Annotated in this window: 18 protein-coding genes; 13 read left to right on the forward strand and 5 right to left on the reverse strand. The window is 62.0% G+C overall.

Annotated elements, in window-relative coordinates; all coding sequences use genetic code 11:
- The first annotated feature begins 112 nt into the window (after positions 1–112).
- Positions 113–898 (forward strand): EAL domain-containing protein, encoded by a 786-nt coding sequence (locus tag B3M53_RS04690; protein WP_286799696.1) that lies wholly within the window; start codon positions 113–115, stop codon positions 896–898.
- Here the strand turns inward: B3M53_RS04690 and B3M53_RS04695 are convergent.
- The 4 genes from B3M53_RS04695 to B3M53_RS04710 all read right to left on the reverse strand — a co-directional run bounded on the left by B3M53_RS04695 (position 895) and on the right by B3M53_RS04710 (position 6,512).
- Positions 895–2,328, reverse strand: coding sequence for a coniferyl aldehyde dehydrogenase (locus tag B3M53_RS04695; RefSeq protein ID WP_273020361.1), 1,434 nt, complete (start codon positions 2,326–2,328; stop codon positions 895–897). The two genes, B3M53_RS04690 and B3M53_RS04695, sit on opposite strands and share 4 nt — an antisense overlap.
- Before the next feature lie 11 nt (positions 2,329–2,339).
- Complete coding sequence (locus B3M53_RS04700) at positions 2,340–3,947, reverse strand: GMC family oxidoreductase (protein ID WP_273020362.1); 1,608 nt, start codon at positions 3,945–3,947, stop codon at positions 2,340–2,342.
- Positions 3,944–5,227: a serine hydrolase domain-containing protein gene (locus B3M53_RS04705; protein ID WP_286799697.1), complete on the reverse strand. Its 1,284-nt coding sequence runs from the start codon at positions 5,225–5,227 to the stop codon at positions 3,944–3,946. The genes B3M53_RS04700 and B3M53_RS04705 overlap by 4 nt, the downstream gene beginning before the upstream one ends.
- A 136-nt stretch (positions 5,228–5,363) precedes the next feature.
- On the reverse strand, positions 5,364–6,512 hold the full coding sequence (locus B3M53_RS04710) for a PQQ-dependent sugar dehydrogenase (protein WP_273020364.1): 1,149 nt from the start codon (positions 6,510–6,512) through the stop codon (positions 5,364–5,366).
- A 100-nt stretch (positions 6,513–6,612) separates the two neighbouring features.
- Here B3M53_RS04710 and B3M53_RS04715 point away from each other — a divergent pair, with 100 nt between their 5' ends.
- The 10 genes from B3M53_RS04715 to msrA all read left to right on the forward strand — a co-directional run bounded on the left by B3M53_RS04715 (position 6,613) and on the right by msrA (position 18,863).
- Positions 6,613–7,068, forward strand: a complete 456-nt coding sequence (locus B3M53_RS04715; protein WP_273020365.1) for a hypothetical protein — start codon at positions 6,613–6,615, stop codon at positions 7,066–7,068.
- Positions 7,069–7,392: 324 nt separating this feature from the next.
- The gene (locus tag B3M53_RS04720) at positions 7,393–10,125 is read left to right on the forward strand and encodes a TonB-dependent receptor (RefSeq protein WP_273020366.1); all 2,733 of its coding nucleotides are present in this window, start codon (positions 7,393–7,395) and stop codon (positions 10,123–10,125) included.
- A 130-nt stretch (positions 10,126–10,255) separates the two neighbouring features.
- Positions 10,256–10,717: a hypothetical protein gene (locus B3M53_RS04725; protein WP_156861460.1), complete on the forward strand. Its 462-nt coding sequence runs from the start codon at positions 10,256–10,258 to the stop codon at positions 10,715–10,717.
- Positions 10,701–11,639 (forward strand): sterol desaturase family protein, encoded by a 939-nt coding sequence (locus B3M53_RS04730; protein ID WP_273020367.1) that lies wholly within the window; start codon positions 10,701–10,703, stop codon positions 11,637–11,639. The genes B3M53_RS04725 and B3M53_RS04730 overlap by 17 nt, the downstream gene beginning before the upstream one ends.
- Positions 11,640–11,913: 274 nt before the next feature.
- Complete coding sequence (locus B3M53_RS04735; RefSeq protein WP_160093266.1) at positions 11,914–13,038, forward strand: ferritin-like domain-containing protein; 1,125 nt, start codon at positions 11,914–11,916, stop codon at positions 13,036–13,038.
- Positions 13,039–13,176: 138 nt separating this feature from the next.
- Positions 13,177–14,754, forward strand: coding sequence for a L,D-transpeptidase family protein (locus tag B3M53_RS04740; protein ID WP_273020368.1), 1,578 nt, complete (start codon positions 13,177–13,179; stop codon positions 14,752–14,754).
- Between the two features lie 104 nt (positions 14,755–14,858).
- On the forward strand, positions 14,859–15,866 hold the full coding sequence (locus tag B3M53_RS04745; protein ID WP_273020369.1) for an N-acetylornithine carbamoyltransferase: 1,008 nt from the start codon (positions 14,859–14,861) through the stop codon (positions 15,864–15,866).
- A complete protein-coding gene (locus tag B3M53_RS04750) occupies positions 15,863–17,218 on the forward strand; it encodes an acetylglutamate kinase (protein WP_273020370.1) in 1,356 nt (451 codons plus the stop codon). The genes B3M53_RS04745 and B3M53_RS04750 overlap by 4 nt, the downstream gene beginning before the upstream one ends.
- Positions 17,215–18,159 carry an N-acetyl-gamma-glutamyl-phosphate reductase gene (argC, locus tag B3M53_RS04755; protein WP_273020371.1) on the forward strand — a complete coding sequence of 315 codons (945 nt, stop codon included), beginning with the start codon at positions 17,215–17,217 and terminating at the stop codon, positions 18,157–18,159. The genes B3M53_RS04750 and argC overlap by 4 nt, the downstream gene beginning before the upstream one ends.
- Positions 18,160–18,227: 68 nt before the next feature.
- Positions 18,228–18,863, forward strand: coding sequence for a peptide-methionine (S)-S-oxide reductase MsrA (gene msrA, locus B3M53_RS04760; protein ID WP_273020372.1), 636 nt, complete (start codon positions 18,228–18,230; stop codon positions 18,861–18,863).
- A gap of 3 nt (positions 18,864–18,866) precedes the next feature.
- Here msrA and B3M53_RS04765 read toward each other — a convergent pair whose 3' ends face one another.
- Positions 18,867–20,423: an ArnT family glycosyltransferase gene (locus tag B3M53_RS04765; RefSeq protein ID WP_286799699.1), complete on the reverse strand. Its 1,557-nt coding sequence runs from the start codon at positions 20,421–20,423 to the stop codon at positions 18,867–18,869.
- Between the two features lie 367 nt (positions 20,424–20,790).
- Between B3M53_RS04765 and B3M53_RS04770 the strand changes: the two genes are divergently transcribed.
- Together B3M53_RS04770 and B3M53_RS04775 are read left to right on the forward strand one after the other, a co-directional pair.
- Positions 20,791–24,048, forward strand: a complete 3,258-nt coding sequence (locus tag B3M53_RS04770) for a TonB-dependent receptor (RefSeq protein ID WP_022701382.1) — start codon at positions 20,791–20,793, stop codon at positions 24,046–24,048.
- Between the two features lie 167 nt (positions 24,049–24,215).
- Positions 24,216–25,753 (forward strand): alkaline phosphatase D family protein (locus B3M53_RS04775; RefSeq protein ID WP_286799700.1); only part of this gene is annotated, 1,538 nt, incomplete at its 3' end.

Genomic DNA, 25,753 nt, shown 5'->3' on the forward strand with positions numbered 1-25,753 from the left:
ATGGCCTGATCGAGCGTTGCGGGATGCTTTGATCCAGGCGCCCTGTTCTTAAAGCGTCATACTCTTCATTAAGTTGTATGGGTTAGGGTCATGAAAAACTCATGGGTGTTTCATGACTGGTCCCAAACCCGCTGCTGCTGTCTGCGAAGAAGCTGTTTGCCGATGCGCGGAGCCGATTCCGGAGCGCCTCCGGTTCGCGTTTCAGCCGATCATTGATTTCAAAACGCGCACGATCTTTGCGCAGGAAGCCCTTGTCCGCGGCGCGGAAGGGCAGTCCGCCGGCTCGGTCCTGTCCAAAGTCACCGCAGACAACATGCACGCCTTTGACCGACATTGCCGCATCCAGGCGCTCAAATCCGCCAGTACAGCTTTGTCGGATCGGCCTGAGCTGTTGTCTCTGAACACCATGCCCAATGCCGTTTACGATCCCGCGACGTGCCTGCGGACCACCCTGGCGGCCGCTTCGGCGAACGGGTTTCCGATCAATCGCATCATGTTCGAGATGACGGAACATGAAGCGGTCAACGACCCCGACCATTTCGCCATGATCGTGCGCTCGTACAAGGATATGGGCTTCCTCACGGCGCTGGACGATTTCGGCTCCGGCGGTGCGGGCCTGACCCTTCTCGCGGCTGTGATGCCAGACATCATCAAGCTGGATATGGCGTTGGTTCGCAATGTTCATATCAGCCCGGTCAAGCGTACGATCCTGTCGGCCATGGTGGATATCTGTGAGCGCTTTGACATCAAGATCATCGCCGAAGGCATTGAGGTCAAAGCCGAGGCGCGCGCCTTGTTCGATCTGGGAATTCACCTGTTCCAAGGGTATTATTTCTCCAAACCGCAACTGGACGACGCCCCGGCGATTTCTGACATCAACTGGTCGATCGCAAGCTAGCCCGCTTGCAGCTTCTTGAAGAATTCAAACATCTTGCCGTAGGGCGGGCGGATCAGGCGGCTGGGATGCCAGACCGGCGCTTCAAACACGCCGCGCTCATGGGTGAACGTCAGAAATCCGCTCTCCCCGTGATAGCTGCCATAGCCGGAGGCGCCGACGCCGCCAAACGGCAGGTCTTCCACTGACAGGTGCAGAAGCGGGATGTTCACCGCCGCGCCGCCTGAAATCGTCCGTCCCAGAAAATCGCGCGCGGTCTGCTTGGACTTGGCGTAGACATAAAGCGCCAGAGGCCGGTCGCGTTCATTGATGAAGCGCGCAGCGTCCTCCAGTCCGTCATGCCCCAGAACAGGCAGGATCGGACCGAAAATCTCTTCCTGCATCAGTTTGGAGTCGAGCGGCGGATTGACCACCACGGTGGGCGGGAAGATGCGGGTATTGCCGGCATCCGCCTTGTTGAAAGCGAGCTGGTGAACCTCGGCGCCGGCCTGGCGCACCTCTTCGACCATCTCGCTCAAGCGGGCATGATGACGTTCGGAGATGATCGCGGTGTAGTCGCCATTGGTGGCGACATCGGGCCACATCTCGCCGGTTTCATGCATCACGGCCTTGGCGAAGTCTTGCTCAGACCCGCGCGGAACCAGTGCGTAATCCGGGGCGACGCAGGTCTGGCCGGCGTTCAGGAACTTGCCCCAGGCCAGGGTCTTTGCGGCTTCCGCGCCGTCAAAATCCGGCGCGACCACGGCGGGCGACTTGCCGCCCAGCTCCAGCGTCACCGGGGTCAGGTTCTCCGCGGCGGCCTTGGCGACGATGCGCCCCACCTGGGTGGAGCCGGTATAGAACAGATGGTCAAAGGGCAGAGCGGTGAAGGCGCTCGCCTCTTCCACGCCGCCTTCGATGACCGCCACATGGTCCTCGCTGAACAGTTCGCCCAGAGTGGACTTGATCAATGCGGCGGTGCGCGGGGTGAACTCGCTGGGCTTGATCATCACCCGGCAGCCCGCCGCCAGCGCGGCGACCAGCGGCGCGAAGGCCAGCTGCATGGAATAGTTCCACGGTGAGACGATGCCGACCACGCCTTTGGGTTCACGCCGCACATAGGCCTTGCCCGGCGCCAGCGTCATTGGCACCGAGACAGGCTTTGAGCTCGCCCATTTGGTCAGATGCTGGCGGCTGTGTTTGGCCGTGGCGATAGTGAAGCCCAGCTCCGCCAACGCGGTTTCAGACTTGGAGCGTCGACCGAAATCGGCGTCGATGGCGGCGGCGAACTCGTCGCCACGGGTTTTGACCAGCGCTTCGATCTTCTCCAGATCCGCCTTGCGGTCAGAGAGCGGACGATGGCGTTCAGCTTCAAACGCCGCCTTCTGCTGATGAAAGATCGCCTGCATGGCGTCGATGGAGCCCGTGGCGGTCTGCATATTGGTGTCAGGCATGAGGCTGTCTCCTAGCTCGCACGGATCATATCGGCGGCGCGTGTGGCGATCATGATGGTGGGCGCATTGGTGTTGCCGCCGACTATACGCGGCATGACGGACGCATCCACCACGCGCAGGCGTTTCACGCCGCGCACCCGGCATTGCGGATCGGTGACGGAAAGCGCTCCGCCCCCCATCGCGCAGGTTGAGGTGGGATGGTAGAGGGTTTCGGCGCGCTGGCGGACTTCATCGGTCAGACTGGCCCGGCCCGCGCTGGGGTCTGCAGGCAGGTCAAGATGATCAAACTCGCCATCGAACGCGCTGCTTAGCAGCAGGTCGCGCGCGATCTCCAGGCAGTCCGTCATCACCTCAACATCTTCCTCATGGTCGAGATAGTTGGGATCAATGCGGATCGGCGCGCGCGGGTCCGCACTGTCCAGCCTCAGCCGGCCGGTGCTTTGCGGATAGAGGTGACAGGCGTGCAGGCTGATCCCGTGCCCGGTCAGCGTGTCGCGTCCATGCGGGCTGGCCAGCGCCGGGATGAACACCAGCTGGATGTCGGGCAGATCCCGCGCCCGGCTGGAGCGCACAAACCCGCAGCCCTGGACCGGGTTGACGGTGAACTTGCCGGTGCCGGTCAGCGCCCACTGCATCACGTCGCGGGCCGTGGCGGGAAATTTTCGCGCTGAATAGCCAATTGAGGTCGCTGATTTCGTACGGGCGCGCGCCAGGATGTCGAGATGGTCCTGAAGGTTCTCACCGACGCCGGGCGCATCGTGTTCGACGCTGATCCCGTGCTCGCGCAAATGGTCGGCGGGACCGATGCCTGACAGCATCAAAAGATGGGGCGAATTGATCGCCCCGCCCGACAGGATCACTTCGCGTTTGGCGGTGACGGTGCGCATCTCGCCGTCGGTCTCGATCAGCACGCCCTGGGCTTCACCCTTCTCGATCACGATGCGATGGGCCAGGGCGCCGGTGACGACGGTCAGATTGGGGCGGTTCATTGCGGGTTTGAGAAAGGCGTCCGCCGCAGACCAGCGTTTGCCGCCTTTTTGGGTCACCTGGTAAGGGCCGAACCCTTCCTGCCGAGCGCCGTTATGATCCGGATTGTCAGGAATCTGGCGCTGGCGGCAGGCCTCGAAATAGCGCTCGGTCAGCGGATTGAGCGGACCAATGGTCTTCACGTTCAGCGGGCCGCCCTGACCGTGAAAGGGCGCGCCATGGTTTTCGTTGTTTTCGACAGACTTGAAGGCCTCCAGCGCCGCATCGCCATTCCAGCCTTCGGCGCCGTATGTGGTTTCCCAATCGTCGTAATTCTCCAGCGCGCCGCGCATGTAATGCATGGCGTTGATCGAAGAGGAGCCGCCCAGCGCCTTGCCGCGCGGCCAGTAGAGCTTGCGGTCGCCGAGATTTTTCTGCGGTTCGGTCCAGTAATCCCAGTTGATCGCCGGGTTGGTGATGGCGAACTGCAGCAGCATGGGCGTCTTGATGACGGCCTTGTTGTCGGATCCGCCAGCTTCCAGAACGCAGACCGAAACGTCGCGATCCTGGCTGAGTCGGTCGGCGAGCACGCATCCCGCCGAGCCGGCCCCGACGATCACATAATCAAACTCCATGTCTTCTGCGCGGCTCATTGCGGCTCTCCGTCCTGAGGCTGAACCTCGTCTTCCATCGGAGGCGACATGGGGGCTGTGGACGAAGCAGGCGTCAGCGGCGCGACGGTCTCGGCGATGGCGCGAAAGACGGCTGTCATTTCTACGTTCCGCTCGCCCCAGTCCGCATCACCGGCATTCTGGGCGATCACCAGATCACGGTTGCGGTCCATCCAGATATACTGGCCGAACACGCCGGCGGCGTAGAATTCACGGTCATAGTTTTCCGGGATCCAGAAGTGCAGCCCATAGCCGCGATGGGCGTATCGGCTGGCGCCGGGCTCATGCGACGGCGTGGGCGGCGTCGACACCAGATCCACCCAGCCTTCCGGCAACAGGCGTTCACCGTTCCAGACGCCGTCCTGCAGGTAGAGCTGGCCCAGGCGAGCATAATCCTCGCTGCTGGCCTGCAGGCAGCAATAGCCGATGGCGACCCCTTCAGGGCCCGGCTTGTGCTGCAGCCAGGTCGCCGGATCGCGCATGCCGAGAGGTTCCCACAGCTCCCGCTGCATGATTTCGGCGAGGCGGCCCTCATAGACGCCGCGCACGACCGCCGACAGCACATGGGAGTTGGGGCTGATATAATGAAAATCCTCGCCCGGCTCACGATCACGCTCAATCAGAGCAATCATGTCGTCGGGATTACGGCGCATGATGAAGGCGTTGAAAAAGAGCGGCCGCACATCGGAGGGGGCGTCGGCGCTATATTCCTCGTTAAACGCCATGCCCGACGACATCATCAGGAGATGGCGCAGGCTGGTCGCGCCATAATCAGTGCCGACAAATTGCGGCGCATACCGGTCCACCCGGTCGTCCAGGCTCTCGATCAGGCCTTCATGCAGCGCCTTGCCGATCAAGGTGGCGACAAAGGACTTGCCCACAGACCAGGACGTGAAACGTGACTGGGCGTCCGCCTCATACGCATAGGTCTGGGCGATCACCTCGCCGTCAGACAGCACGGTCAAACCCGTGACTTTGGCTTCGGCGAGGTATTCGGCGAGCGTTTTGGTTTCGCCTTGCCATTCATAAGTGATGTCGAGCGATTGAACGTCGCGAGGGAAAGGCGAGGGCGCGACGGCGTCGATCCCGGTGCTCGGCAGGAATTCGTCCATGCGCTGATAGGTCAGCGGATACTGGTCCGGGTCGTCCAGCGACCGGATCTTGGCAGGCGCATAATCGGACCAGGGTCTGTAATACCAGCCTGCGCCCACGAGCCCGAGCAAAACCAACGCGCCCACTACTGCTGTCAGGAAACGCTTCATTTAATCTCTCCCCGAACATGTTCGCCCGATCTCGCCGCAATCTGCGGGGCGGGCAAATCAGTTAGCCTTGAGTGAACACCTTTCAGAGAGTGAGCGCCAGTCAAAACCGGCTGTCCATGTCTGCGCGGGCGCGCGTTCACTCCGCCGGTGTCAGGCGCAAAACCTGCCCGTCCGGGGATTCCGCCAGCAGCCAGATTGCGCCATCCGGACCATTGAGCACCTGTCGGATTCGTTGCCCGCGCTCGGCGAGCAAGCGCTCTTCGCCAACTACGACGCCGTCTTCCAGATCCAGCCTGTGCAGCGCCTGGCCCGCCAGCGCTGACACCAGCAGATCGCCACGCCAGTCGGCGAAGAGGTCGCCGTCATAAAGCGCCATCCCGCTGGGGGCGATTGAGGGCGTCCATACCCATTCCGGCGCGTCAAAGACTTCATGGTCGAAGAAAGGCGAAATGCGTGCGCCGTTGTAATCCAGGCCCATGGTGGCGATCGGCCAACCGGCGTTGGCGCCGGCGTTCAGCGCGTTCAGCTCGTCCCCGCCTTGCGGGCCGTGCTCATGGGTCCAGATCGTCCCCGTTGCGGCGTCCAGCGCGATGCCTTGCATATTGCGATGGCCATAGCTGTAGACATAGGCCGCAGCCCCGCCTTCATCGGCGAAGGGATTGTCGGTCGGCGCCGAACCGTCCGTGTTCAGCCGCAGCACGGCGCCCAGATGGTTGCTGCGCACCTGAGCCTCTTCGCGATAGGCGAAGCCTTCTCCGGCGGTCATTAAAAGCGTGCCGTCCGGCAGAAAGGCCAGTCGCGCACCGTAATGGGCGCTTGTGCTGCGCAAGGGATCGGCGCGAAAAACCGTCTCGCCGTCCAACAGCTGTCCCGCCTCGAACCTGGCGCGATAGAGCGCCGGCGTGTTGGCGTCCGCCGTACCGGAGGCATAGCTGAGATAAACGACGCCCGAGGTTTCAAAGTCCGGGCTCAGCGCCAGGTCGAACAGTCCGGCCTGTCCTTCGGCGAAGACGTCATCCGGGCCGCCCGGCACATCGCTCAGCACGCCATCGCGGAGGTGTTTAACGCCGCCATTGCGTTCGCTGATCAACGCGGACCCATCGGGCAGGAAGGCCATGTCCCAGGGGGTGAGCAGGCCGTCCGCGATCAGTTCGACCTGATAGCTTGCAGGGTCGAGATCATCTGCAGGCGGCGCCGCTTCAGGCGCTTGGGAACAGGCGCTGACGGCGCCGAGAACAAGCGCGAGCCCGGTCGGGGCGATGACGGATTGGATCAGCCGAATCATGATGGTTCCCTCACGCGTGTGTTTGCGGCACTCTCGCTTTAATCGCGAGTTCAAAGCACTATGAGCGCTATGACCGGTGCGCGCAAAGGGGGAATGGGCCATGACGATATTGCGGGTTTTCGGCGCCTATCTGGCGACAGTGCTGGTTCTGGTGGCCTTGGCCGTCATCGCGCAAAGCCTGTTCGTGCTGGCGGGGTTGATGGCGGTCGGCGCGGAAATCGGTGCAGCGGATGCGCTCTCCATGATCTTTGATGACCTGACCGGATTGGGGCCGCTCTATGCAATTTTCATTGCCCTCGGGTTGGCGATCGCCCTGCCGGTCGCCACGCTGGCCGGACGCGTGCTGCCCGTGCCGCGCGGATGGGTGTTCAGCGCGGCCGGGCTGGTGTGCATGCTGGTGATGCTGACCTTGATGAAAGAGGTGTTTTTCGGGGTGCAGGTTATTGCGGGCGCGCGCAGCATGGCGGGTCTGCTCACCCAGGCGGTCATGGGCGGCCTTGCGGGGGTGGTTTTCGTGCTTCTGACCGCGCCGCCTCGGACTGGACACTCAGCATAAAAGACTGATTCCTAAGCCGAACGATGGCGGCAGGGTCTCAAGGCGCATGATGCGGCGATGAATGCCTGTCATGCCTGACAGCATGATCTATTGTGCGCAGCATAAAATCATTATCTCAAAAAACATCAGCTATCTCAAGCATATAAAGAGAATGCTGCGCTGCACGCTATGGCTGCGCCTGTGCTGTTTGCGCAACGCTTGGCTGGTCTTGAGAAGAAGTTTGCATGACAAAATGATCAAAGCCTGCATAAGCTAAGCGTAAGTGCGGACAGCGATCCTACACAGAATATCGCGACGCCAGACCTATCAGGGGAGGAGACCTGTATGAACCGTTTGACCAAAGCAGCCGTTCTCGGGGCGACGGCGCTCGCTGCGGGCGTTGTCGCTGCGCCAGCGCTGGCGCAGCAGCCGGACGTGATCACCGTCACCGCGCAAAAGCGCGAACAGACTTTGCAGGAAACGCCAGTGTCAGTGGCCGTTGTCACTGATACCGCGATCCAGCAATCGCAAATCCGCGACGCTGCGGATCTGCAGACCCTTGTCCCGTCTCTGCGCGTGGCCGAGTTCGCCTCCTCCACCAATACCGAATTCAGTCTGCGCGGCATCGGCACGTCGAGCTTCAACCCGGGGCTGGAGCCCTCTGTGGGCGTGTTTGTGGACGGCGTGTACCGCCCGCGTGCAGGCGCAGCGATCAACGATCTGTTGTCCATCGAGCGCGTTGAAGTCATCCGCGGTCCGCAATCGACGCTGTTCGGCCGCAACACGCCGGCGGGCGTGGTGAGCTTCATCACCAAGGAGCCCGAGTTCGAGCTGGGCGGCGATGCGGAAGTGACGTTTGGCGAATTCGGTCAGTTCGTGGCCAAGGCCACGGTCACCGGGCCGATCATCGAGGATGTGCTGGCTTTCCGTCTGGACGCGACCACGCACACCAATACCGGCTATCTGGACAATGTGTCGCCTGTGGCGCAGCGCCAGGAGCTCAACAACCGCGATCGCCAGTCCTATCGCGGTCAGCTGATGTGGTATCCGACCGACGCGACCGAAGTGCGCATCATCGCCGATATGGGCGTCATTGATGAAAATTGCTGCGCGGCGCCGTTCGGATATTACGACCCGATCGACCAGGGCGCGATCCTCGCTCTGGGCGGAACGGCGCTGCCCGCCGATCCCTTTGATGGTCAGATGGCGGTCGACGGCAATGTGAACACCCAGCTCGATACGGCCGGATTGTCCGCCCAGATCGATCATGAGTTTGACGGGTTCACCTTCACCTCGATCACCGCGTATCGCACCTATGACGAATCCCAGAACATCGATGCGGACTTCTCCGATATCGATCTGCTGGGCGCGCGTAATATCGATAACGAATACAACAGCTTCACTCAGGAAGTGCGCTTCACGTCCAATGGCGGCGAGTTCATCGACTGGATGTTTGGCGGTTTCTATTACAAGAACGAACTCGAGTTTAATCAGAATCTTGCGTATGGCGCGGACACCAAGGCGTTCTTTGACCTTGCGTCTGCAGGGCAAGTGGCTGACCTGGTCGCCGCCTTTGGCCTGCCGGCCGGCACCGGCGGCATAACACTGACCGAATTCCTGGTGGGCGCGAACAATCAGCTTGGCGTCAACAATGTGCCGCTGCTGCCCGCGGGCGGATATTTGCAGGCGGGTGAAGGCGTTGAGCAGGAGAACTACCAGTACGACACCACGTCCTGGTCCGCCTTCGGTCAGTTTGACATCAACTTCACCGACCGTCTGACCCTGACGATTGGCGGTCGCTACACCGAAGAAGACAAGGAGATGGAGACCCGGATCAATATCAATGATCCGATCTCGGCTCTGAGCTTCACCTCTCTGGGCGCCAATCTGCGCCTGCCTGAGGCGTCGCTCTGCCCGTCTTTCCCGGATGGCAATTCCTGTCCGTTCCTGCTGACCACGGTTCTGGCGCAGCAAGCAGCGGGCGATCCGACCCTTGCGGCGCAGCTGGAAGGCGCGCTTCAGGCCTCGGGCATTCCTGGCGCGACGCTCGCCAATCCGTTCGTGGTGTATGATCCGACAGTGGCGGCCTTCCTGGCCAACACGCCGTTCAACCTGCTCAACGGCTTCGCTGCGTTCCAGAATTTTGGACCCGTGGACGCCAGCCAGTATCCGACGTCTCGTTCGGACGACAATTTCTCCTACAACGCCATCCTCAGCTATGATGTGACCGATACGTTCAACATCTATGCGAGCTATTCCACCGGCTTCAAACCGGGCGGGTTCAACCTGTCCTATGAAGCGGCGGAAACCGGCATTTTCGAGTTCGAGGATGAAACCGCCTCGTCCTGGGAGCTGGGCGCCAAAGGTTCGCTTCTGGACGGCTCGCTCGTCTATGCGGTCACCTACTTCAACCAGGAAATCGAAGACTTCCAGTCCGAGGCCTTTGTGGGCACGGGCTTCGCGCTCGACAACGCCGGCTCCATCGAAGTCAGCGGCATCGAGTTCGATTTCAGCTATGCGCCGACCGACCGGTTGTTCTTCACCCTGGGCGGCACCTATCTGCTGGATGACAAGTTCGGCGAATATCCCTTCGCCCCTTGCCCGGACAGCTCGCCGCTGTTCGGCCCGGTCTGGGATCCGGCCGATCCGACCTTCGCCAACTGTAACGCCCCGCGGGTCAATGATCAGGGCCAGTCCGGCACGTTCAATGACCTGTCTGGCGTCGAGCGCGGCAATCCTGAGCTGGTGGCGTCCTTCACGGGCACCTACACCCACCCGGTCAATGATCGCCTGGACCTGATCCTGCGCGGTGAAGCCCAGCACACGTCGGACTTCAATCTGGTGGCGAGCCTGGATCCGCGGGCGATCGCCAATCAGGACGCCTTCACCTTGTACAATGCGTCTGTGACGCTGTCGGCGGCGGATGAAAGCTGGGCGCTGCAGTTCTGGGGCCGTAACCTCACCGAGGAAGACTACGCCAAGGGCGGCTTCCCGTCGGTGGGCTATCTGGGATCGAGCTTCAACATCTATCCCGGCGACCCGCGGACCTATGGCGTGACCCTGCGCGCCCGCTTCTAGGCGATGCGCACCGAGTGATGGATCAACGGCGCTGGAGTTTTCCGGCGCCGTTTCTCTTTGTGAGGACCCCTTGCATTACCCCTTGCTTTTTTGAGGTGAACAGCGTTCAATTTTTGGCATGAATGAAAGCATGACAGATGTTCTCGCCTTGATCGGGGCGGCGTTTGGCATCGGCCTGATCATTTTGCTGAACATGGCCCTTGGCTGGACACGCTTGCGTCTGAACACCGAAGGTGAGGCGCAACGCTTTCTCAAGCGCGATGTCATGGGTTTCCAGGTCGGGGGGCAACAGGTCTTGACCCCTGACCGGTGCGGTTATCTGTGTCTTGAGGCGGATGGCGGGCGCGTGGGCCTGGTTCTGGCGCGCGGTGATAATGCTGTCGTGCGCGCGCTACGCCCTGGGGAGGTGCGCTCGGTCCAGGTGAGCGGGACGACCCTGACGCTGACGCTTTATGATTACACCTTGCCGCGTGCGGTGCTGGAGCTTGGCCGGGACGGTCAGGCGACAGACTGGGCGGACCGTCTGCAAGACTTTGTGCGTGCGCCAGGCGGCGCACCCGGAAATGAGGCGCGTTATGCCAAATCTGCCTGATCCGATCTTATGGGCCATTCCCGGCTTCATCCTTTTGGTCATCGCCGAGATGATTTACGGGCGGATGACAGGCAGGACCCGGTTTGAGCCCCGCGACACGGCCGGCAGTCTGATTATGGGGCTGGGCAATACCGTGTCCGGTGTGCTTCTGGGCGGGATCGTTGTGGCCTGGTTCGTCTTCGTCGAACAGTTTGCGATCCTGGACATTGGCTGGGCCTGGTACTGGTTCGTCATCGCCTTCGTGCTGGATGATTTCGTCTATTACTGGAGCCATCGCTGGGCGCATACCGTGCGCTGGTGGTGGGCGGACCATGTGGTTCATCATTCCAGCCAGCATTACAATCTATCGACCGCTTTGCGGCAGCCCTGGCTGAATCCGCTGACCCTGAAGTTCATCTTTCTGGGCAGCTGGCTCGTCTTGATCGGCTTCCCGCCGGCCATGATCGCCTTCGTGGCGGCGTTCAACCTGATCTATCAATTCTGGATCCACACCGAGGCGATCAAACGCTTGCCTGGGCCTGTGGAATGGCTGATGAACACGCCCAGCCATCACCGGGTCCACCATGCTACCAATCCGCGCTATCTGGACCGGAATTACGGGGGGGTCTTCATCATCTGGGATCGGATGTTCGGCACGTTCGAGCCTGAAACCGACGAAGAAGAGATCCGCTATGGCATCGTTCGCAATCTGGGCACCCACAACCCGCTGACGATCTGTCTGCATGAATGGTGGGGCATCATCAAGGATGTCCGCACGGCGCGCTCGCCACGCGAAGTGCTGGGCTATTGGCTTGGACCGCCGGGATGGTCACCGGATGGCAGCCGGGACACCTCCGCCATGCTGAAAGCCCGCTGGCAGGAAGAACAAGGGGGCGACGTTTCATCGCGGTCTGACAAGCATCCGCCTGTCGCCGCCGAATAGGCGTGCAGTGCAGCAAGCAAGAAGAGTGATATTGATCAACGCACAGCGTGGATCGCCTTGTAATTCTATGCTGCTATGCGGCGAAATTAATTCCCTTTTTTATTGAAAATGCCCGGTCTTGTGCTGGACACAGAGCGGCCTCTTGATCCAAAGTCGAGAAGTGAACGCCGTTCATTGCTTGCCGAAGACAAGCAGACGGCGTGGAGCTGGCGCGTCCGGCTCATCGCAGATCCGCGGGCGCGCAGGCTCCTCTCGCAACAGGCAGGAGGACCTGATGACGGCTTTGCGTGACCTTTATCCCATGCCCGGGATTGACCCGCACTGGCATGTGCCGAACGAATTTGAGTCCGTGTTCGACTGGCGCTTCGACGAAGGCCGCACCACGCTCATGCACCTGTATCAAAAGGGCAAGGACATGCAGTGGGATGCGGTGGACCGCATCGACTGGGAGCTGGACCTGGACCCTGAAAACCCGATGGAGATGCCCGACGAGGCGGTCTCCATCTATGGCTCGGATGTCTGGAACAAGATGAACAAGGCCGAGCGCATTGAATTGCGCCGCCACACCCAAGCCTGGAATATTTCGCAGTTTCTTCAAGGGGAGCAGGGAGCGCTTCTCGCCGCTTCCAAGATCGTACAGGCGGTGCCCGATCTCGACGCCAAATTCTACGCCGCCACCCAGGTGATGGACGAGGCGCGCCATGTGGAGGCGTATCGCAAGCTGCTGGGCAAGTTCGGCGTCGCCTATCCCATGACCGATCCCTTGCAAAGGCTGGTCAATGACGCGCTGTCAGATTCGCGCTGGGATGTGACCTATCTCGCCATGCAGGTGGTGATTGAAGGGTTGGCGCTCGCCGCTTTCGGCACCATCCGGGATCTGGCGCAGAACCCGCTGGCGCGCATGGTCAACGCCTATGTGATGGAGGATGAGGCGCGGCATGTGGCCTTCGGCCGGTTATCGCTGCGCGATTACTATCCTCAGCTGACCCAGAAGGAACGCGATGAGCGCGAGGAGTTTCTGGTTGAAGCCTGCTATCTGATGCGGGATCGCATGACACAGTCCAAGGAAATCTATGAGGTTCTGGGTCTGCCCGAAAAAGAGTGCCAGGAATTCACCGAGAATTCCGACATCGTCAAACTCTATCGCACCATGTTGTTTCAGCGCATCGTCCCGATCGTCAAGGATATCGGCTTGTGGGGGCCGAAGATTCAACGCGCGTATGAAGATATGGGCGTGCTTCACTTCGCCGAGCTGGACCCGCAAGCCTTGCAGGATGAAGACGAGCGCATCGCCCGTGAAATCGACGGAGACCGCACCGGCCAGGTGGACGCCGCCAAGGCCCGCCGGGACTATATTCACGCCGTGGCGGCCGAGGGCGCGGCCGGGGCTGCGGAGTAACCTCACAGCTCAGTTCTGAGCTTGCCTCACTCGTCGCCCTGGCATTTCCGCTGGGGCGGCGTTTTTTTTGACGCTTGCTTGCTGGAGTGAGACCTTAACGCCTGTTAAGACTTGCCCGTCTGAGGGGGCGTACCAATCATGGTCTGGCGAAATTGGATTGCGGGTCTCACGCTGCTGATCTGGCTGTGCGCCAGCCAGGCGCAGGCGACGGGCCGCAACTGGACGGCGCGCTGGACCGATGCGGAAGTGGATGCGCTGGGCTATGCATTGGCTGAAGCGTGGACGCATGGACTCGATCCGTCCGCCTATCCGCACCCAGACGCCTTGCGTGCCTTACCCTATGGCGAAAGCCGTGATGAACGCGCCCGCGCCGTCTGGTTCGCCCTCGCTGAAGATCTGGCCTTTGGCGTGGTTGATCCGCGCGCGCTCGATCCTGACTGGACCGCGCCCATCGAAGATGTGGACTTGCTCACGGTTTACGCCGAGGCGCGCGAAGGGGCGGGGATATATGAAAGCCTTGAAGCGCTGGCGCCGTCTCATCCTGACTATCAGGCCTTGCGGGCCGAGCTTGTGCGCCGCATGGCCTTGCAGGACGCGCCAATACGCGTGCCCCCTGGCGAGGGAGCGCTAAGCCTTGGAGATGCGGGACCGCGGGTTGACGCCTTGCGCGCCCGCTTGCGGCAATTGGGCTTGTTGTCGGGCGAGGCCGCGCCGGGCGCGCCGTTTGACGCACGGCTTGAAAGCGCGGTGATCCGGTTTCAGACCCGCCACAATCTGGCGGCGGATGGCGAGGCCGGGGCGTCCACCCTGGCGGAGCTGAACGCCGGAGACGCCCGCCGCATCAACCAGATCCGGGTCAATCTGGAGCGATGGCGCTGGCTGCCTTCTGAGCTGGGGGCGCGCCATATCCGGGTGAATATCGCCGATTATGGTCTGGAGGCGTGGGAAGACGGCGCGGTTGTGCGCACCCATGAGGTGATGATCGGGCGGCGCTATTCGCGCACGCCGATTTTCTCTGAAGACATGTCCATCATCGAGATCAATCCCTATTGGCTGACGCCGACCAGCCTGGGCTCGCGTTGGCTGCGCAGTTTCCGCACCAATCCCGCTTATGCTCTGTCTCAGGGGTATCGCCTGGTGGATCTCGATACCGGCGCGCGGACAAACCCCTATGAAGCGGACTGGGCGAACCGGCGCTACCGGGTCATTCAGGTGCCAGGACCGAACAACGCCATGGGCCGGGTCAAGTTCCTGTTCCCGAATGTGCATAATGTCTACATCCACGACACGCCGCATCGCGAATTGTTCGCCAACGCCCAGCGTGATGACTCCTCTGGCTGCGTGCGGGTTCAGAACCCCGAAGACCTTGCGATCTGGATTCTGGCGGGCGAGGGCTGGAGCGCACAAGAGGTGGTCCGGGCCTTTGACTCCGGCCAGACGCGGCGCATCCGGCTTCGCAATGTTGTTCCGGTTCATATCCTTTATTTTACGGCTGTGTCTGATGAGCTGGGGCGGATCCGCTTTATTCATGACGTGTACGACCGTGATGCGGCCCTGGTTGCAGCCTTGTCGGACCCGCCGCTGTATATCCCGCCCGAGCAGCGGCAGGCCGAGGCTGACGAGGAAGTCGAGGGCGAGCCGGAGAGTGAGCTGGAGGCTGGGCCGGGGACCGAGCTGGAAAATGAGCCCGAGCCGGGGGCCGTCCCTTCGCCCTGACAGGCGGAGCCGTTCAGGGCGGCCTGTCTACACACGGTATTTGCCAAGTTCGTCGTCTCTGACTACACCGCAGACTTTGTTTGTTCAGACAAAGGTCCGCAGCCATGCGCCATTTCCTGTCGACGGAAGACTGGTCCCGGAATGAATTGCAATCGATCCTTGATCGTGCGCGAGAGCTCCGATCCAGCCCGATGGGCGATGCGCTGAAGGGCAAGTCGGTCGCCCTGATGTTCTTCAATCCCTCGCTGCGCACCCGCTCAAGCTTTGACATCGGCGTGCATCAGCTGGGCGGTCACGCCATCATTCTCGATGCGCAGGGCCAGACCTGGCCGGTGGAGTTTGAAGAGGGCGCTATCATGGATGGCGGCCCTGAAGAGCATATCAAGGAAGCCGCGCGCGTTCTGTCGCGCTATGCCGACCTGATCGCCATTCGTTGTTTCCCGAAGTTCCAGGACTGGGAAGCCGAGCGAGAAGATCCGCTGATCACGGCCTACGCCAAGCATGCGACGGTGCCTGTGATCAATATGGAGACCATCGTTCACCCGTGTCAGGAGCTGGCGATGATGCTGGCGCTGCAGGACCGTCATGGCGATGTGTCGGGCAAAGATTTCCTTTTGACCTGGGTTCCCCATCCCAAGCCGCTCAACACCGCGGTCGCCAACTCCGCGATCCTGATGGCGTCCAAGATGGGCATGAATGTGCGGATGCTGATCCCCGATGACGTGTATCAGCTCGATGAGCGCTACATGGACGCCGCCGAGCGCTTCTGCGGCGAGAACAACGCCCGCTTCTCCGTCACCACGGACGTTGAAGGAGCCTATACTGGCGCGCATGCGGTCTACGCCAAAAGTTGGGGCGCGCTGCCGTTCTACGGCGCCTGGGAGGGGGAAGCCCCCTACCGCGCCAAAGGGGCGGGCTTCATGATCGACGACGCCAAGATGGCGTTGACCGATAATGCGACCGTCAGCCACTGCCTACCCATGCGCCGCAATGTGAAAATTGCGGATTCCGTGGTCGACAGTCCGGCCTTCCTCGGCATCGAGGAAGCGGAGAACCGCCTGCATGTTCAAAAGGCGATGATGGAGCGCCTGGTTCAGGATTCTGATGGATGACTGAGGTGAAATCGTTTCCCGAACGGGGCGGCGCCAATGCGCCGGTCCGGTCGGCCATCGTTCAGCTGTTGTCCAATATGCGCGACGGCAAGGAAATCCGCGAATATCTCAACCGCTTTTCCGAGCTGGACCAGGAACGCTTTGCGGTCGTGAAAGTCGGCGGCGCGATCATCGAGGAAGACCTTGATGCGCTCGCCGCCGCGCTCGCCTTCCTGCAATCGGTGGGGCTCGCGCCCATTGTCGTGCATGGCGGCGGCCCGCAACTGAACGCCACGCTTGAGGCCGCGGGCTTCCCTGAAGAGCGCAAGGATGGCCTGCGCATCACCCCGCCTGAAGCGATCGGCGTCGTGCGTGACACGCTGACCGCGGTGAATGTGAAACTGGTGCAGGCCGTGCGCGATTGCGGCGGCCGGGCGGCGGCGGTGCCCTCGGGGGTTTTTGAGGCCGAGCTGATCGACGAGGCCGGGCTGGGCCGGGTGGGCGAGCCCACCGGCGTGCGGCTGGACCTTGTCGCGGCGGCGGCGAAAGCCGGCCAGGCGCCGATCCTGACCTGTCTGGGCGACACCGCGGACGGACGTCTGGTGAACATCAACGCTGACAGTGCTGTCCGCGCGCTGGTGCACAAGCTTCAGCCCTACAAGGTTGTCTTCCTGACCGGAACGGGCGCGTTGCTGGACGCGAACAAGCAACCGATCTCCGCGATCAACCTCGCCACCGATTATGATGACCTGATGGCGTCAGACTGGGTGGCGGGCGGCATGCGGCTGAAGCTGCAGGAGATCAAGCGCCTGCTCGATGACTTGCCGCTCTCAAGCTCGGTGTCGATCACCCGGCCGGATCAACTGGCCAAAGAGCTGTTCACTCATGCCGGGGCGGGCACGCTGGTGCGCCGCGGCGAGCGCATGCTGGAACTCGAGACGCTGGATCAGCTCGATCAAGAGCGCACGCGGCAATTGATCCGAAAGGCGTTCGGGCGCGCGCCGGTCACCTCATATTTCGATAGCATCGACTTTGATCATGCCTTCGTCACCGAAAACTACCGGGCGGCGGCGATCACCACGCGTCTGGACGACATGGTCTATCTCGACAAGTTCGCCGTGCTCGATGAAGCGCGCGGCGAGGGTCTGGGCGGCGCTGTCTGGCGGCGTCTGATCGAGTATGCGCCGCGGCTCTACTGGCGCTCACGCACCAACAATCCGGTCAATGAGTTCTATTTCGCGACCTGTCATGGCGCGGTGAAATCGGGGCCGTGGACGGTGTTCTGGCGCGGCGAGGATGATCTGTCCAAAATCCCGGCGCGGGTCGAGCGCATCGCTGCGCTGCCGGCGACTCTTGAGGAGGGCGGCTCATGAAAACCCTCGGACTGGTCGGCGCGCGCGGGCACACCGGGCGCGAGCTGATCCGACTGATCGCGGAGCGCGATGATCTGTCGCTCGCCTTCGCCGTGTCTCGAGCCATGGACGGCCAACCGGTCACCGCTCTCGCCCCGGAAGCGCCTGCGGGCCTTCTGTTTGAGGCGCTGAGCCCTGAAGAGGTGGCTCAACGCCAGTGCGACGGCGTGATCCTCGCCATGCCCAATGGTCAGGCCGCTCCCTATGTGGCGGCGATCGAGGCGGTGAAGCCGGACACGGTCATCGTCGATCTGTCGGCTGATTACCGCTTTGACGAGACCTGGGTCTATGGCCTGCCGGAATTGTACGGCGAAGGTCCGATCAAGGGCGCGACGCGCATCTCAAATCCGGGCTGTTACGCCACCGCCGGGCAATTGGCGGTCGCCCCGATGCGCAAAGCTTTGGCGGGGCCTGCGCATCTGTTCGGCGTTTCGGGTTATTCCGGCGCCGGCACCACGCCTAACCGCCGCAATGATGTCGAGGCCTTGAAAGACAATCTGATGCCGTATGCGCTGATGGGGCATATCCATGAGCGCGAGATGAGCCGTCATCTGGGCCATGAAGTGCGTTTCAGCCCTCATGTGGCGGCGTTTTTCCGCGGCATCGTGCTGACCGCGCAGATGGAGTTCTCCGAGCCGGTGACGGCGGACGCGTTCCGATCAGCCTATGAGGATGCCTTTGGCGCTCAGCCTTTGATCCGGGTTCAGGATGAGGCGCCGGAAGTCATTGAAGGCGCGCATAATCCTGGCGCGGTTCTGGGCGGGTTCGCCTTGAGCGAGGATGGCCGCCATGGCGTCATGGTGTGCGCGCTCGATAATCTCCTCAAAGGCGCCGCGGTGCAGGCGATGCAGAATCTGTGTCTGGGACTGGCGCTGCCCGGCTTCAAGCCGCAGCAAAACTGACGGCTTCGTGACTTGGCGGTGAGCGGCTTTGGCCCACATCTATAGGGAAACCCCCTATGGAGGCCCTTATGAAAGCTGTCCTCACCGCCGCGTTCGCGGCTTTCGCCCTGTCCGGCGCCGCGTTGGCGCAATCAGACGACTATGTTCGCCCGGCCGAGGCGGCGGGCGCCGATCTTCCGGACGGGCTGGCCCACGCCGTGTTCTCTTCGGGCTGCTTCTGGTGCACGGAAGCGGATTTTGAAAAGCTCGACGGCGTCGTCGAAGTGGTGTCCGGCTTTGCTGGCGGCACGGAAGTAAACCCCGATTATTACGACGTGGCTCGTGGACGCAGCGACCACCATGAAGCGGCGCGCGTGATCTATGATCCCAGCGTGGTCAGCTATGAGGCCTTGCTTGACCATTACTGGCGCAATGTGGACCCGTTTGATGAGGGCGGGCAGTTCTGTGATCGCGGATCAGGCTATGCGCCTGGGATCTACGCCGCCAACGCCGAGCAACGCGCGACAGCCGAAGCGTCCCGCCAATCGGTGCAGGCCCTTTTTGAGCGTTCGATCATCGTGCCTGTCGAGGACCTCGCCACCTTCTGGCCGGCGGGCGCCGAACATCAGGATTATTATCTGGAGCGTCCGGCGCGCTATCAGCGCTATCGCTTCGGCTGTCGCCGCGATGCGCGTTTGCGGCAGATCTGGAACGACGTCGAGTAGCCGCTAGTCCGATCCGGCGCGTAGCTCCGCGACGCGGTTTTCATAGGCCGCATCGCGTTCGCGCCGCTGGTGGCCTTGCGCCCGGAAAACCTGGTAGGTGCGATAGCGGTCCCCGCCCAAGGGGATCGAAACCTCGTCCACCTGTTCAAATTGCGCAAAGTCCCACTCCATCAGCGGCGTCTCTTCGGGCCGTTCCGAGATGACGAGCACCGGCTCTGCAAAGCCGTCAGGCAGGGGCCATGTCTGCTCAGCGAAATTCTGTGCATGTTCCGCGCGCACCCACATGAACATCTGGCCGTCAAACCCCTGGCCATAGCGTTGCATCTGGTGAAAGTCGTTGCGGTTGTCATAGACGAGCGTGGCGACGCCTTGCTCTTGTGCGATGCGCTCGACCGCCTGCATGGTTTCCGGCCATCCGCGCACGCGTTTGAAGGCGTTGGCGAGACCTGCGGCGTCTGACAGTGGGGTGGAGGCGGCGAACGCCATCAAGGCCAGCCCGGCGACCGTATGCAGCCCCAGCGAGCCATAGAGCGCCCAGCGCCGCCAGGCCGGGCCTTGCAAGAGAAACGCGATGACCAGGATCAAACCGGTCAGATAGGCGGAAGCGGCCCAGTTGGCGTGCGCCCGGCTTATGAAGGCCTGGGCGGAAACGATGACCAGCACCGGCAGGCAGAAGGCGACGAGCATCAGGCGCGGGCGCGCCGTGTTCCACGCCAGCGTAGTGGCGCGAAACGTCGTCATCACCGCCGCGATCAGGATGACGAAGAAGACCGGGCCGAACACACCCAGCTGACCGGACAGGAAGTCCGCCAACTCTTCGGGATGAAACAGCGTCCCGCTCCAGTTGGCGTTGGCGGCGGTATGGCTGACCGTGGCGAAGTCATGCTGGGCGTTCCAGATCACATTGCCAGCAATGATGATGACGAACAGCGCCACCGCCGCGGCGCCCTGAAGCGAGATCAGCGCGCGCCGCGACGGCGCGTCGATGACGGCGCTGACGGCGAGCCCGATCAACAGATAGATGGCGGCGTATTTGGACAAGAATGCATAGCCCGCCGCTGCGCCGAGCAGAAGCGCAAAGCGCCAGTCCGGGCCTTCGCGCAGCCTGACCAGCGCATAGAGCGCCGTACTGAAGCCCGCCATCAATACGGCGTCGGTGGAAATGATGGTGGAGGACAGCCAGACCGCCGGCATCGTCGCCCAGCCCAGAGCGGTGAACGCGCCGACCCTGGCGTCAAACAGGCGCGCCGCGGTTAAACCCAGCATCATTGCGGTGATCGTATGCAGGAAGGGCGCGGCCAGCCGCACCGCCCAGTCGGCGTCACCGAATACGCTGGTCGTCGCTGCGATAATCCAGGCGATCATGGGCGGTTTGGAGAAATACCCCCAGTCCACCGAACGCGACCAGAGCCAATACTGGGTCTCGTCTGCATACAAGCTGTTGGGATCAGCCAGTAAAGCCAGGATGCGCAGGACAAGAAGACCGCCCAGGATGAGCACGGTCATACGCATCCAGCTGCGTGAGGGCGAATCTGAGGGTGTGGGGCTGAACTTTTCCATGAAAGGCTTCATGCGGCTGCGCCGCCGGTCTGTCAAAGCCCTTGCCTGACCGTTCAAAAAGCGTGGCCTATATGCAACGATCCAAAACGCCTTGGTGCAGAGCAACAAACACGACTAACAGGGTTTTCGACCCTGCCGTTGTTAATGGGCCTGCAAGCCGATCCTGAATCTCCTTGCGAGCACACGCTAATACTGAGTTAACGGCGCACACGGGACGCTCTGTTGACGGATTGGCGCCCTGAGCGCCGTCGCAAAACGTTCACATACCCGTCACGCAATCGTTAGCACCGGATTTTAAGGCCCCCCTCGAAGCAAGGGCGTAGTGCCCCTGCCTTTCATCAGGTCGATTTTTAGGGGACCCTCCACAATGGCGATGTTCAAAAAGTTCGCTTACGGCGCTTCGGTAGCCGCGCTTGCAGCGCTGGCGCCGGTTGCCGCCGTGCACGCACAGACCACTTCTGCAAACCTGCGTGGTGAGATTGTTGACGCGTCCGGCGCTCCTGTGTCCGGCGCGACCGTCACCATCATCCACAGCCCGTCGGGCACCGCTTCGCGCGCTGTGACCAACGAAACGGGTCAGTTCTTCCAGTCCGGTCTGCGCGTTGGCGGTCCGTACAGCATCATCGTTGCAGCGCCGGGCTTCCAGGGCGAAGCTCTGGACGGCGTCAACCTGCGTCCGGGCAACCAGTCCCCGCTGACCCTGACCCTGAACCCGCAAGCTGCTGACGTGATCGTCGTCACCGGTCAGGCCATCAACACCACGGACCTGAACAACGGCGTCGGCTCCAACTTCTCCGCTGACGACATCGCTAACCAGCCGTCCGCCAACCGCGACGTGATCGGCACCCTGGTGCGCGACCCGCTGGCGTTCTCCGACGGCGAAGGCCAGCTCTACGTCGCCGGCGTGAACCCGCGCTTCAACGGCCTGGCCATTGACGGCTCGCTGCAGCAGGACGACTTCGGTCTCGGTTCCAACACCTACGCAACCGAGCGTTCGCCGATCTCCCTGGACGCTGTTGAATCTGCGTCTCTGGTGGCGTCCGACTATTCCGTGACCGCATCCGGCTTCACCGGCGGCCTGGTGAACATCACCACCAAATCGGGCACCAACGAGTTCGACGGCGCTCTGTATTACTACTATCAGGACGAAGAGTATTTCGGCGACCGGATCGACGGCCAAGACGTCAACATCGCCCCGTTTGACGAAAAAGAATACGGCATCACCCTGGGCGGCCCGATCATCGAAGACCGCCTGTTCTTCTTCGTCTCCTATGACGAGTTTGAATCCGGCTCCGGCACGGATTACTCCGTCGGCGACAGCAATGACGGCATCGACACCAACTTCTACGGCGCCTTGAACCAGTACGTTCTGGACAATCTGGGCTACGACATGGGCGGCCGTCCGACCGTCACGTCCAACCCGGTGACCTCCGAGCGCCTGATCGGCAAGATCGACTGGAACATCAACGACAACCACCGTGCGTCGTTCACCTACCAGTCCACTGAAGAGAGCGGCACCTCCACGGGTCGTCAGAACTTTGAATCGGCCTGGTACGACATTCCTGTCGAACTGACCTCCTATTCCGGTTCAGTGTTCTCTGACTGGAGCGACAACTTCTCCACCACCGTTCGCGCCACCTACAAGGAATTCTCCCGCGGCCAGCTCTGCCGCGCCGGTTCCGACACCGCGCACCTGGAATTCCGCCTGACGCCGGATGATCTGGTTGGCTCTCCGCTGGAAGGACTTCTGATCGACAATGGCGAAGAAACCTTCGTGGGCGGCTGTGACCGTTTCCGTCACGCCAACGAGTTTAACGACGAGCGTCTGCAGCTCTTCGCACAAGGCGACTACATCCTGGGCGATCACCTGATCACCTTCGGCGCCGAGTATGAAGACTACTCGCTGTTCAACTTGTTTGTTGCGGGCTCCAATGGCCGCTTCATCTACCGCTCGCTTGACGAGATTGCGAACAACACCCCGCAAATCGACTACGTCAACGCCAACACCAACAATGCTGATGACGCAGCGGCTGCGTTCGGCCTTGAGAAGATCACCCTCTTCGCCCAGGACACCTGGCAGGTTCGTGACAATCTCGAAGTCGGCTTCGGCGTGCGCTACGAGACCTATCAGCAGGACGATGTTCCGCCGCTCAGCGCGGATGTGGATGCGCTGTACGGTGCAAACACCACCGGCCAGAACCTGGACGGCCTGGACCTGATCATGCCGCGCGCCAGCTTCCGCTGGGAGCCGAATGATCGCACCACTCTGACGGGCGGCTTCGGCCTGTTCGCCGGCGGTGAGCCGAAAGTCTGGATCTCCAACGCATTCCAGGGCGCTACCGGCTTTGCTCGCCAGAGCTCCGGCACCCCGACCGCCGGCCTGACCGTGCCTCAGCCGCTGCTGGACAGCGTTGCAGGCTCCACCGGCAGCGTGATCGACGTTGTTGCTGACGACTTCGAGATCCCGTCCGATTGGAAAGCGTCGCTGCGCGTTGATTACGATCTGAACCTTGAGGCCCTGGGCCTGGGCGACGGCTACCTGCTGTCCGCTTCCTGGCTCTACACCACCCCGCAGGACGCCTTCATCTGGCGCAACCGCGCTCAGACGGACCTGGCGGCGGCTCTGCCGACCGGCGTGGCGCCTGATGGCCGCACCATCTATGCGGACCTTGATGATCTTGGCTTCGCCAACCTGACCGAGCTTGGCAATGCTGACGGTTCTGAAAGCCACGTCTTCTCTGTCGCTGTTCAGAAAGACTACGAAAACGGCTTCGGCTTCTACACCAGCTATGCCTATCAGGATGTGGACTGGGTTTCCGAGGGCGGTTCTTCGCGCGGCATCTCCAACTGGCGCGGCCTGTCTGCGATCGACCGCAACAATCCTGAAGTGCGCACCTCCTTCTGGGAGATCGAGCACTCCTTCAAGATTGGCCTGTCCTATGAGCGTGAGATCATCTCTGATCTGACCTCCCGCGTGGACGTGTTCGGCCAGATCCGTTCGGGCACCCCGTACTTCCTGACCTATGACGTCAGCGGTTCCAACTCCCTGTTCGGCCGCGCCGGCGCAGGCGAGAGCCCGTACGACAACAACCCGATCTACGTCCCGACCCGGACCGGCGACGCGAACGTTGTGTTCGCAACCGGCTTCGACACGGCAGGCTTCTATGATCTGGTGAACCGTGCAGGCGCCGCAGAAGGTGAAATCATGCCGGTGAACAGCGCGTCTGGCGCCTGGAACCAGCAATGGGACCTTCGCTTCACGCAGGAACTGCCGGGCATTCCGGGTATTGATCGCTTTGTCGGCGACAACAACTTCGAGTTCGTGATGGACATCGTGAACTTCCCGAACCTGCTGAACTCCGATTGGGGTTCCCAGACCAACGGTCCGGGCTTCGGTCAGTTCACCGCTGTTGATGCGGACCTGGTGTCGGCGACCGACGTGGCTCTGAATGGTGTTGACGGCGCCACCGCTCTGCGCGGTGACGACATCCGCACCACCTGCACCACGGCAGCGTCTTGCGTGTACCGCTACAACGATTTCCGGGCTGCGGGCCGCGACATCAACGAGCTGGACCGCAACGACTCGGTCTACGAAATCCGCATCGGCCTGCGTTACGAGTTCTAAGAACTCCAACGCCGATACGGCTGGATTACGGGAAAGGGCGGCTCTTCGGGCCGCCCTTTTCTTTTTATGCCCGCCAGGCGCTCATCCGCGTCCCGTCGTCGCAAAACTGTGACCCCTGCGCGGTATTGAAAGCCCACGCTGACAGCTTCTTGGCATGGGAAAAGATCATGGTCCGCACTCTCGCTTCTGCATGGACACGCCGTTTCGTCCTGACCTCCGCCGCCTCCGGCGCCGCCGCCGCCCTGACGGCGGGCTGCACCATGCCGGTGACGCAAGGCTCCGCGCCGGTCTTTCGCAATGATCCGTTTTCCCTGGGCGTCGCGTCGGGCGAGCCGACCTCTGACGGGTTCGTGCTGTGGACGCGCCTCGCGCCGAATCCGCTCGATCCCGATGGCGGCATGGCGCCTGAAGCCGTCGATGTGAGCTGGGAATTGGCGGAAGACGAAGCCTTCACCCTTATCGTGCGCTCCGGCGTCGAGCGGGCGCTGCCCGATTGGGGTCATTCCGTCCATGCCGAGATTTACGGCCTGCCGGCGGGACGAGAGTATTTCTTCCGCTTTCATGCGGGCGGCGTGACGAGCCCGACCGGTCGCGCGCTGACCGCTCCGGCCTATGGATCGGGCGTGGACGCGATGAAGATCGCCTGGTGTTCGTGCGCGCATTACGAGCAGGGCTATTTCCACGCCTATCGCAATATGGCTGAAGAGCGCCCGGACCTGATCGTTCACACCGGCGATTATATCTACGAATCCAGCTGGGGACCGCAGGTGCGCCGCCATGTGACGCCCGAGCCCTATACGCTCGAAGATTATCGCCGGGTGCATGCGCTTTATCGCCTCGACCCCGATCTTCAGGCCGCCGCCGCCATCGCGCCCTGGCTTGTGACCTGGGACGACCACGAAGTGGATAACGATTACGCGGGCGATATCAGCGAGCAGCCCTTTGTCTCGGCGGAAGATTTCCGCGCGCGTCGCCTCGCCGCCTATCAGGCTTATTGGGAGAACATGCCCCTGCGCCGCCGCTCCATGCTGGAGCGCGCGTCTGGCCGGATGCGCATTTACGGACAGACCGTGTTCGGCGACCTGGCGGAAGTGAACATGACCGACGGCCGCCAGTTCAAGACGCCGATGGCGTGCCCGTCCGAAACCGACCGCGGCGGCAATATCGTGCCGGCCAGCTGTGAAGAGCTGACAGACCCGACCCGCACCTATTTGGGCGCTTCACAGGAAAACTGGCTGTCGCGCGGCGTCGCCGGATCCGGCGCGATCTGGAGCTTCATCGTTCAGCCGACCCTGTTCTCGCCGTTCAATTTTTCCAACCCGCAAACCGGCGAAGCCATGATCTGGACCGATGGCTGGGACGGCTATCCGCTCGCCCGTCAACGCCTAATCGACGCTCTGGCGCGCCGTGAAGACGCCAACCCGATCATTCTGGGCGGCGACACGCATTGCTATTGGGTCACCGATGTGAAGGCCGATTTTGCGGATATGAACTCGGCGACCGTGGCCTCTGAATTTGTCACCACGGCGGTCACCAGCCAGCGCGGCGGTTATGAAAGCACCGCCGCCTTCCTGCCGAATAATCCGCATATCAAGCATTTCGACACCCGCGAGCAGGGCTATGGCCTGATCCGTTTGAGCCGAGAGCGCGCCGAGGTGGATTTGCGGGTCGTGGGTGACGTGTCGCGCCGGGACGGGTATGCGCC

The organism is Oceanicaulis sp. UBA2681 (genome assembly GCF_002354675.1).
Classification (GTDB): Bacteria; Pseudomonadota; Alphaproteobacteria; order Caulobacterales; family Maricaulaceae; genus Oceanicaulis; species Oceanicaulis alexandrii.

Excerpts from the sequence above, each read along its gene's own strand:
- B3M53_RS04690 (WP_286799696.1), top strand. The coding sequence starts at position 113 with ATGACTGGTCCCAAACCCGCTGCTGCTGTCTGCGAAGAAGCTGTTTGC.
- B3M53_RS04695 (WP_273020361.1), bottom strand. The coding sequence starts at position 2,328 with ATGCCTGACACCAATATGCAGACCGCCACGGGCTCCATCGACGCCATG.
- B3M53_RS04700 (WP_273020362.1), bottom strand. The coding sequence starts at position 3,947 with ATGAGCCGCGCAGAAGACATGGAGTTTGATTATGTGATCGTCGGGGCC.
- B3M53_RS04705 (WP_286799697.1), bottom strand. The coding sequence starts at position 5,227 with ATGAAGCGTTTCCTGACAGCAGTAGTGGGCGCGTTGGTTTTGCTCGGG.
- B3M53_RS04710 (WP_273020364.1), bottom strand. The coding sequence starts at position 6,512 with ATGATTCGGCTGATCCAATCCGTCATCGCCCCGACCGGGCTCGCGCTT.
- B3M53_RS04715 (WP_273020365.1), top strand. The coding sequence starts at position 6,613 with ATGACGATATTGCGGGTTTTCGGCGCCTATCTGGCGACAGTGCTGGTT.
- B3M53_RS04720 (WP_273020366.1), top strand. The coding sequence starts at position 7,393 with ATGAACCGTTTGACCAAAGCAGCCGTTCTCGGGGCGACGGCGCTCGCT.
- B3M53_RS04725 (WP_156861460.1), top strand. The coding sequence starts at position 10,256 with ATGACAGATGTTCTCGCCTTGATCGGGGCGGCGTTTGGCATCGGCCTG.
- B3M53_RS04730 (WP_273020367.1), top strand. The coding sequence starts at position 10,701 with ATGCCAAATCTGCCTGATCCGATCTTATGGGCCATTCCCGGCTTCATC.
- B3M53_RS04735 (WP_160093266.1), top strand. The coding sequence starts at position 11,914 with ATGACGGCTTTGCGTGACCTTTATCCCATGCCCGGGATTGACCCGCAC.
- B3M53_RS04740 (WP_273020368.1), top strand. The coding sequence starts at position 13,177 with ATGGTCTGGCGAAATTGGATTGCGGGTCTCACGCTGCTGATCTGGCTG.
- B3M53_RS04745 (WP_273020369.1), top strand. The coding sequence starts at position 14,859 with ATGCGCCATTTCCTGTCGACGGAAGACTGGTCCCGGAATGAATTGCAA.
- B3M53_RS04750 (WP_273020370.1), top strand. The coding sequence starts at position 15,863 with ATGACTGAGGTGAAATCGTTTCCCGAACGGGGCGGCGCCAATGCGCCG.
- argC (WP_273020371.1), top strand. The coding sequence starts at position 17,215 with ATGAAAACCCTCGGACTGGTCGGCGCGCGCGGGCACACCGGGCGCGAG.
- msrA (WP_273020372.1), top strand. The coding sequence starts at position 18,228 with ATGAAAGCTGTCCTCACCGCCGCGTTCGCGGCTTTCGCCCTGTCCGGC.
- B3M53_RS04765 (WP_286799699.1), bottom strand. The coding sequence starts at position 20,423 with ATGGAAAAGTTCAGCCCCACACCCTCAGATTCGCCCTCACGCAGCTGG.
- B3M53_RS04770 (WP_022701382.1), top strand. The coding sequence starts at position 20,791 with ATGGCGATGTTCAAAAAGTTCGCTTACGGCGCTTCGGTAGCCGCGCTT.